Here is an 8,412-nt window from a genome sequence, read left to right on the forward strand (position 1 = left end):
TTCACCGCAACTGATGAGGGGATGGGTTAGCGCAGCAGACCGGCCACTTCGCCGGCTAGGGTGATGGTGCCGGCTGCTACGAAGGACTCGCCCGCGGCATCGAAGGCAGCGAGGGCCTCGGGCACGCTCGGGTATACACCCGCGAGCTTATCGGCATCAACGAGGCCGGCGAGCTCCTCTGCCGGCAGAGCGCGATCGGAATCGGTCTGGGTCACGACCACGCGGGGGAACGCCGGAACCAAAACGTCAACGATACCCGCCACGTCCTTATCGGCCAGCGCGGCACACAGCAGCGTGGGGCGATTCTCCACGCACGGATCGATCTCGTCCAGCGCGCTTACAAAGTTCTCGCAGCTCTGAGGGTTATGGCAGGCGTCGATCAGCTTGAGCGGATCGGTTCCCAGCACATCAAAGCGACCCGGCGTGGGGCAGCCCATAAGCGACGCATCGAGCTTGTCATGATCGAGCTCGCGACCCAGATACCCCTCGCACAGCATAATCGCGCACGCGGCATTCTGCGGCTGGTACGCCGGCTTGACCATGCTCGACGTATAGATCGCACGCGGCGTGGTGCAGCTAAACTCAACCGTGTCGCCCACATGCGCCGGCACCTTGGTCGTAGCGTGGCTAACCACCAGCGGCACAATGCCGCACTCGCGGCAGCGGGCATCCATCACGCGCTGAACGCTCGCCTCGTGCGTACCCTCGCCCAAAACAACCAGGCGCCCAGGCTTAATAACCGCAGCCTTCTCCCCCGCAATGGCCTCGAGCGTATCGCCCAAAATGCGTGTGTGGTCGAGCCCAATGCCCGTAATGGCAACGGCGACGGGATCGGTCGCGCTCGTGGCGTCCCAACGCCCGCCCATGCCAACCTCGAGCACGGCAACATCCACCGCGGCCTCGGCAAACACGACAAGTGCGGCAGCCGTCAGCAGGTCAAACGGCGTGATGGAATAGGCGCGCTCCCCCGCCGCCACACGGTGCGCATTCACGCGACGCCCTGCCTCGACAGCCGCCGAAACACCACGGGTAAAGGCCTCGTCGCTCACAATACGCCCGTCAATCTCCATGCGCTCGGGATAGCGCACCAGCTGCGGCGACGTATACAGCGCGGTCTTTAACCCCTCACCACGAAGGATGGCAGCCGAAAAACGCGTAGTCGAAGTCTTGCCATTGGTACCGGCAACCTGGATGCAATCGAAATACTCATCCGGACGCCCGAGCTCATCGAGCATATCGACAACCGTCTCAAGCAGAGGCCCAGCATCCCCAGAAATCCGCCCCGTATCAGCAGCCAGCCCAACAGCCTCATCAAACGAAAGCAACTCAAACTCAAAAGGAACGGTATACAAGCCGGAACGCTTAGGCATTTTTAGAACCGCCATTCATAGAAAAATAAAACAGTATAGGTTGAGGATAGTCAGCGAAAACGCCTCTGATGAGCCAAGGTGCCGTGAAACAAGGGCGCATAGGGCTTATGCCCATGCGCCCGAAGTTGAACGGCAGATTGGCCATCAGAGGCGTTTGCAGCGTCGAGCCAGCCGCCGTTCGTTAGAACGGCGGAATAGGTGTCCGCAGTAGCGAGCAAAGCGTCGGGACGCGCCCCCGAGTAAACCTTACGAGAAGTCAGCAACCTGAGCAGTCAGCGCCGCCAGGATCTCCTTGAGCTCAGCTGCACGGTCCCTCTTCTTCTGGACCACCGCGGGCGCGGCCTTGGCCACAAAGCCCTCGTTGGCAAGCGTCTTCTCGCAGCCGGCGAGCTCCTTCTGCGCCGCGGCGATCTCCTTCTCCAGGCGCGCCTTCTCGGCCGAAAGATCAACCTTGCCCTCGAGCACCACAAAGACCTCGACGCCGCTATCGACCACGGCAATGCTCGCAGCCGGCTTCTCAACGTCGGTACCCATAATCAGCGAAGCGGTGTTGGCCAGCGGCTCGATGGTCGAGCGCAGACTCTCGAGCTTCTCAATATCCTCGGCACCGGCGCGCACGACCACGTCGAGCTCGGCCTTGGGGCTCAAGCGATAACGCGAACGGGTGGCTCGGGCAGCAGACACCACGGTACGGCACAGCTCAAACGCGCGCTCGGCATCCTCGTCGACGTACTTGGCGTAGTCGGCGGGCTCGGGCCACTTGGCGATCATGAGCGCCTCGGCGCGGTCAACGTTGCCCTCGGCGTCCAGGTCGAGCACGCTCGCCGGCATGTTGTCCCAGATCTCCTCAGTGACAAACGGCATAAGCGGGTGCATCAGGCGAATGGAGGTGTCAAGCACAAAGATCAGGTTGCGCTGGGCCTGCAGACGGCCCTCGCCCTTCAGGCGGGCCTTGGTGACCTCGACGTACCAGTCGCAGACCTCGTTCCAGAAGAACTGCTGCACGCCGCGGGCCATGTCGCCAAAGGTGTAGTTCTCGATACCCTCGGTGACCATCTTGACGGCCTTGGCCAGGCGGCTAAACATCCAGGCGTCGGCCGGCGTCTCAACGACGGGCTCGCCGGGCGTGTAGCCCTCCATATTCATAAGCAGGAAGCGGCTGGCGTTCCAGATCTTGGTCACAAACGACTTGGCCTGGTCGGTACGCGGGCTGTCGATGAGCTTCTTGGTCTTCTTGTCGATGTTCGCATCGAACTTGACGTCCTGGTTGTTGGTGCACAGCGTGAGCAGGTTATAACGCATGGCATCGGCACCGTACATGCCAATGAGGTCCATGGGGTCAACACCGTTTCCCTTGGACTTGGACATGCGGCTGCCGTCCTTGGCAAGGATCGTCGGATAGATAACGACGTCCTTAAACGGCACCTCGTCCAGGAAGTACAGCGAGCTCATGACCATGCGGGCGACCCACAGCGCGATGATGTCGCGCGCGGTGACAAGCGCCGTCGTGGGATGATGGCCCTCGAGCAGCTCCGGCTTTTGCGGCCAGCCCTGCGTGGCGAAGGTCCACAGCTGCGAGCTGAACCAGGTGTCTAGCACGTTCTCGTCCTGATGCACGTGATGACCGCCGCACTTGGGGCACACGTCGGTGTCCTCGGTAAGGGCGTCCTCCCAGCCGCAGTCCTCGCAGTAGAACACGGGGATGCGGTGGCCCCACCACAGCTGGCGCGAGATGCACCAGTCCTTGAGGTTCTCCATCCAGGTGGTGTAGGTCTGCGTCCAGCGCGCGGGGTGGAAGGTGACCTTGCCGGAGTTGACGGCGTCGAGCGCCGGCCCCTTGAGCTTGTCGACGGCCACAAACCACTGCTCGGACAGCCACGGCTCCAGGGCGGAGTCGCAACGGTAGCAGTGCATGACGGAGTGATCATGCTCCTCGACGTGGTCGAGCAGGCCGTGCTCGTCGAACCACTTGATGACGGCCTCGCGGCACTCGTCGCGGTTCATGCCGGTAAACTCGCCATAGCCCTCGACGACCACCGCGTGCTCGTCGAAGATGTTGATCTGCGGCAGGTCGTGGGCCTGACCCATGGCGTAGTCGTTGGGGTCGTGGGCCGGGGTGACCTTAACGAAGCCGGAGCCAAAGTTGGCGTCGACATGCCAATCCTCAAAGATGGGAATCTCGCGGTCGACAATGGGGAGCTTGACGGTCTTGCCCACGAAGGCGGCCTTCTCGGGGTCCTTCGGGGAGACGGCAACGCCCGTGTCGCCGAGCATGGTCTCGGGGCGCGTGGTGGCGACGACGATGTAGTCCTGGCCGTTGACCGGCTCGGTCAGCGGATAGCGCAGGTGCCACAGGTGGCCCTTCTCGTCCTTGTACTCGGCCTCGTCGTCCGAGATAGCGGTAGTGCAGTTGGGGCACCAGTTGACGATGCGCTTGCCGCGATAGATCAGGCCGTCGTGGTACCAGTCGCAGAAGACCTTGCGCACGGCCTGGGCGTAGTCCTCGTCCATGGTGAAGCGCTCGTTGTCGAAGTCGACGGAGCAGCCCATACGCTTAATCTGCTCGACGATGATGCCGCCGTACTCGTGGGTCCAGTCCCAGCAGGCGTCGACAAACTTGTCGCGACCAATCTCCAGGCGGCTAATGCCCTCGCTCTTGAGCTTCTTGTCGACCTTGGTCTGCGTGGCGATACCGGCGTGGTCGGTGCCCAGCACCCAGCGCGTGGACTTGCCGCGCATGCGGGCCATACGGACGATGGCGTCCTGGATGGAGTCGTCGGTGGCGTGGCCCATGTGGAGCTTGCCGGTCACGTTGGGAGGCGGAATGGTGACGGTGCAATCGCCCACGCCCTCGCGGCGCTTGTAGTAGCCGCCGTCAAGCCACTTCTGCAGGATCGCCGGCTCATTGGTCGACGGATCATAGTTCTTGGGCATTTCTTCCATATATCTCTCCCTTGCCCGTCGGCGTGTCCGCCTGCTTGGTTTTCGCTCGGTCAGGTCCTGGCTCGCACGAAGAGCACATTTAGTGCTCTTCGGCTCGTGCGGAATCTACGAAAACCAAGCAGGCGGACACGCCTTAGGTATCGATTACTTCAGTCTGATATGACTTCGCTGAGGCTTAAACAAACACACAGAATAACACAGGTAGTTGGGGTTATTGCGTATATATAAAATAGCCTCCGACCGCGGATGGTCGGAGGCTATCGACAAAGACGTTTTGACAGGTTTTACCCGTAGATGCGTTGGGGCTGCTCTTCGCCCTTTACGGAGGCTTCGGTCACAACGACCTTGGAAACGCCCTCCTCGCTGGGGAGGTCGAACATCGTCTGCTGCAGCACGTCCTCGCAGATGGAGCGCAGGCCGCGGGCGCCGGTCTTGCGGGCAAGCGCCATACGGGCGATCTCGTGCAGAGCAGCGTCCTCAAACACAAGCTCAACGTCCTCGAGCTGGAACATCTTGCGATACTGGCGCACCACGGCGTTCTTGGGCTCGGTCAGAATCGACACCAGGTCGTCCTCGTCGAGCGCCTGCGTCTGGGTGACGACGGGCGTACGGCCCACGAACTCGGGAATCATGCCAAAGGCGTTGAGGTCCTGCGGGAGCACCTGACGCAGCAGGTCGTTCTCGTCCACCGAGGTGGGGCCGGCGATCTCGGAGTTAAAGCCCACGCCCTTGTTGCCCACGCGGTCAGCGATGATCTTGTCCAAGCCCACAAAGGCACCGCCGCAGATGAACAGGATGTTCGTCGTGTCGATCTGCAGCAGCTCCTGCTGGGGATGCTTGCGGCCGCCGGTGGGCGGAACGCTTGCCACCGTGCCCTCAAGAATCTTAAGCAGCGCCTGCTGAACGCCCTCGCCCGAGACATCGCGGGTAATGGAGAGGTTCTCGGCCTTGCGGGCAATCTTGTCGATCTCGTCCACGTAGATAATGCCGACCTGCGCGCGCTCAATGTCGCCATCGGCAGCATTGATGAGCTTAAGCAGGATGTTCTCCACGTCCTCGCCAACGTAACCAGCCTCGGTGAGCGCGGTGGCATCGGCGATGGCAAACGGCACCTCGAGGATGCGCGCGAGCGTCTGGGCGAGCAGGGTCTTGCCGGTACCGGTGGGGCCGAGCAGCAGGATGTTGGACTTGGCGAGCTCTACCTCGTCCATATCGTCGTTGAACTGCGAGCCCATGCCGTCGTCAAAGGCAGACACCGCGGCACCGCCCTCAATCACGCGACGGTAGTGGTTGTACACGGCCACCGACATGGCGCGCTTGGCGTCCTCCTGGCCCATAACATAGGCCGAAAGCTCGTCATAGATCTCGTGCGGCGTCGGCACGTGCGTGATGACCTGGCGGTCGTCCTCGAGCTCAAAGCCCTCGGCCTCGGGGTCCACGGCGGGCTGCCCAGCAGCCTGGCCGTGGTCGTTGAGGAAGCCCGGCAGCTTACCGTTGCGGGCAGCGTTCATAAAGTCCGAAGCCAGCGACTCCTCCAAGATCTCGGAGCAGGCGGCGACGCACTCGTCGCAGATAAAGATGTTGGTCGGGCCCTTTACGAGGCGACGGACCTGGCCCTGCTCTTTTCCGCAGAAGGAGCAGCGGATGGGGTTGCCGTTCTCGTCAAAGTTGTCCTGCATGTTTCCTGCCATCCTAGGCGTCCTTCGCGGCGAGGTCGCGCGAGGTAACGATACGGTCGATCAGGCCGTAGTCGAGGGCCTCGGCAGCGGTCAGGTAGTTGTCGCGCTCGGTATCGGCCTGAACCTTCTCGATGGGCTGGCCCGAGGCGTCGGACAGGATCTGGTTGAGCTCGCGGCGGGTCTTCTTGATCTCCTCGGCCACGATCTCGATCTCGGTCTGCTGGCCCTGGGCACCGCCGCTGGGCTGGTGAATCATGACCTTGGAGTGCGGCAGGCAGAAGCGCTTGCCCTTGGCGCCAGCCGAAAGCAGCACGGCGGCCATGGACGCAGCCATACCAACACAAATGGTGGAGACCTGCGGCTTGATAAAGTTCATGGTGTCCAGAATCGCCAGGCCGGAGTAGACCTCGCCACCGGGCGAATTGATGTAGAGCGAGATATCCTTCTCGGCATCCTGACTCTCAAGATGCAGCAGCTGGGCAACGACCAGGTTGGCGCTGACGGAGTTGATCTCCTCGCCCAAGAAGATGATGCGGTCGTTGAGCAGGCGCGAATAGATATCGTAGCTGCGCTCGCCGCGCGGCGTCTGCTCGATAACGTATGGCACGAGGGCGGAATCGAACTTAGCGATCATACGCATCTCCATTTCTCTCTTGCGGACCAAATTGGTTCTAGATAAACGTACGGTGCCCGCATGCTATGCATTGGCTGGCACCGTACGAAGCAACCGGATAACCGGCTATTAACTTTACCCCATCACGGGCACATACATGCGCTCGCGGGCAAGGTGGCGAGAATTACTCGGCGTCCTTGGCGGTCTCGTCGACCTCAGTCACCTTGGCGTTCTCGACCAGGTGATCGACGGCCTTGGAGCGACGGATGGACTCGCGGACGGCAGGCATGCGGCCATCGGCGATGAACTCGGCCTTGGAAGCCTCGACGTCCTTAACGCCGGCCTTCTCGAACTCGGCGTTGATGTCGTCCTCGGTGACCTCGATCTTGAGCTCACGGGCGAGGGCGTCGAGAGCCAGGGACTCACGGGCAACGTCGTTGGCCTGCTTGTGCAGATCGCCGATGAACTGCTCCATGGTCAGACCGGAAGCGGGCAGCCAGGTGTCCAGCGTCATGCCGCGGGCAGCGAGGTTGGACAGGAAGTTCTGGCCAAGCTCCTCAAAGACGGACTGCTCGTAGTCGGCGTCCATCTCGTCGAGCTGCAGACGCTCGGCGAGAGCGGAGACGCAACGGTTCTCCTTCTCGGCCGGCAGGCGGGAAGCCTTGTCCTGCTCGATCTCGATCTTGATGGCGTCGCGCATGGCGTCGATGCTGTCGAAGCCGAAGTCGGACTTGACAAGCTCGTCGGTGAGCTCGGGGGTGTTGCGGACCTTGATGCCCTTGACGGTGACCTCGACGGTGTGGGTCTCGGCCTCCTCGCCCTCCTCGACCTCGTCGGTCCAGGTGACGGTCTTGACGTCGTCAACGTTAGCGCCGATCAGGGCCTCGTTGAACTCCTTGGGGTTGCTGTCGCTACCGGCAATGAGCATGCGGCCCTCGGCGGCAAAGTTGTCGGCGTTCTCGACGGCCTTGAGGTCGACGGTCACATAGTCGTCAGCCTCGACGGCACGACCCTCGACGTCCTCGAAGGTGGCGCGGTAGTTGAGAAGCATCTCGACCTGGTTGTTGATCTCGGACTCGGTGACCTCCGCAGGGGGCATCTCGATCTCGACAGCGTCGAAGGAGGAGAGCTCAGCGGCGGGACGCAGGGAGAACTCGACGGTGTAGGTGTAGTCCTCGTGATCCTTAGCGAGATCGAGCTCCTTGTAGTCACCGTTCTTGGTGGGGACGATGTCCAGCTCGTTGAGGACGGCGGGCTCGTTGGCGGCGATCAGGTCGTTGGTGGCCTGAGCGAGGGTGGCCTCGGCGCCAAGTGCGGAGTCGATGACCGGACGGGGAGCCTTGCCGGCACGGAAGCCCGGGAAGCGGTACTTCTTGGCGGTGTCCTTGTAGGCCTTCTTGATCGCGGCGTCGACGTCGGCGGCCGGGATGGTGACCGTAGCGGTGAGCTTGGCGTCCTTGACGTCAGAAGCGGTGATGTTCAACACGTTCCTCCTCATACTGCCCAGCTTATCTGAGGTGCTGGTACCTTTATGCAACAAAGAGTCGCGACGGCCGAAGCCGACGCAGATGCGTTGGTGCGGGCGAAAGGACTCGAACCTTCACGGGAATCCCACCAGAACCTAAATCTGGCGCGTCTACCAATTCCGCCACGCCCGCATGAGCGCACAGACTAGGAATGATAGCAGATACGAACGACAAGCGCACGCACACGTTTTACAGGCTCACGACCTCACCACGAGTTACAGCGGAACAGGGTAGCTAATTTGGGACGGGGCTTTTTTAGCTACCCCGCTTGTGGGGAGATC

Annotated in this window: 5 protein-coding genes and 1 tRNA gene; all 6 read right to left on the reverse strand. The window is 61.9% G+C overall.

What is annotated here, in order from left to right:
• Positions 1-26: 26 nt before the first annotated feature.
• A complete protein-coding gene (locus I2H81_RS07405; protein ID WP_195645091.1) occupies positions 27-1,370 on the reverse strand; it encodes a bifunctional folylpolyglutamate synthase/dihydrofolate synthase in 1,344 nt (447 codons plus the stop codon).
• A 246-nt stretch (positions 1,371-1,616) separates the two neighbouring features.
• Complete coding sequence (locus I2H81_RS07410; protein WP_195645092.1) at positions 1,617-4,313, reverse strand: valine--tRNA ligase; 2,697 nt, start codon at positions 4,311-4,313, stop codon at positions 1,617-1,619.
• A gap of 284 nt (positions 4,314-4,597) precedes the next feature.
• On the reverse strand, positions 4,598-6,004 hold the full coding sequence (clpX, locus tag I2H81_RS07415) for an ATP-dependent Clp protease ATP-binding subunit ClpX (RefSeq protein ID WP_195645093.1): 1,407 nt from the start codon (positions 6,002-6,004) through the stop codon (positions 4,598-4,600).
• Between the two features lies 1 nt (position 6,005).
• Entirely contained in the window at positions 6,006-6,626 is a 621-nt protein-coding gene (locus I2H81_RS07420; protein WP_022095182.1) for an ATP-dependent Clp protease proteolytic subunit, read from the reverse strand.
• A gap of 163 nt (positions 6,627-6,789) precedes the next feature.
• A complete protein-coding gene (gene tig / locus I2H81_RS07425) occupies positions 6,790-8,091 on the reverse strand; it encodes a trigger factor (RefSeq protein ID WP_233505673.1) in 1,302 nt (433 codons plus the stop codon).
• 88 nt (positions 8,092-8,179) lie between these two features.
• Positions 8,180-8,263, reverse strand: a tRNA-Leu gene (locus tag I2H81_RS07430).
• Positions 8,264-8,412 lie beyond the last annotated feature (149 nt).

The organism is Collinsella aerofaciens (assembly GCF_015561195.1).
GTDB lineage: Bacteria > Actinomycetota > Coriobacteriia > Coriobacteriales > Coriobacteriaceae > Collinsella > Collinsella aerofaciens_AC.

Bases quoted from the DNA above. Each gene is read 5' to 3' on its own strand.
- I2H81_RS07405 (WP_195645091.1), bottom strand. From the start codon at position 1,370: ATGCCTAAGCGTTCCGGCTTGTATACCGTTCCTTTTGAGTTTGAGTTG.
- I2H81_RS07410 (WP_195645092.1), bottom strand. From the start codon at position 4,313: ATGGAAGAAATGCCCAAGAACTATGATCCGTCGACCAATGAGCCGGCG.
- clpX (WP_195645093.1), bottom strand. From the start codon at position 6,004: ATGGCAGGAAACATGCAGGACAACTTTGACGAGAACGGCAACCCCATC.
- I2H81_RS07420 (WP_022095182.1), bottom strand. From the start codon at position 6,626: ATGATCGCTAAGTTCGATTCCGCCCTCGTGCCATACGTTATCGAGCAG.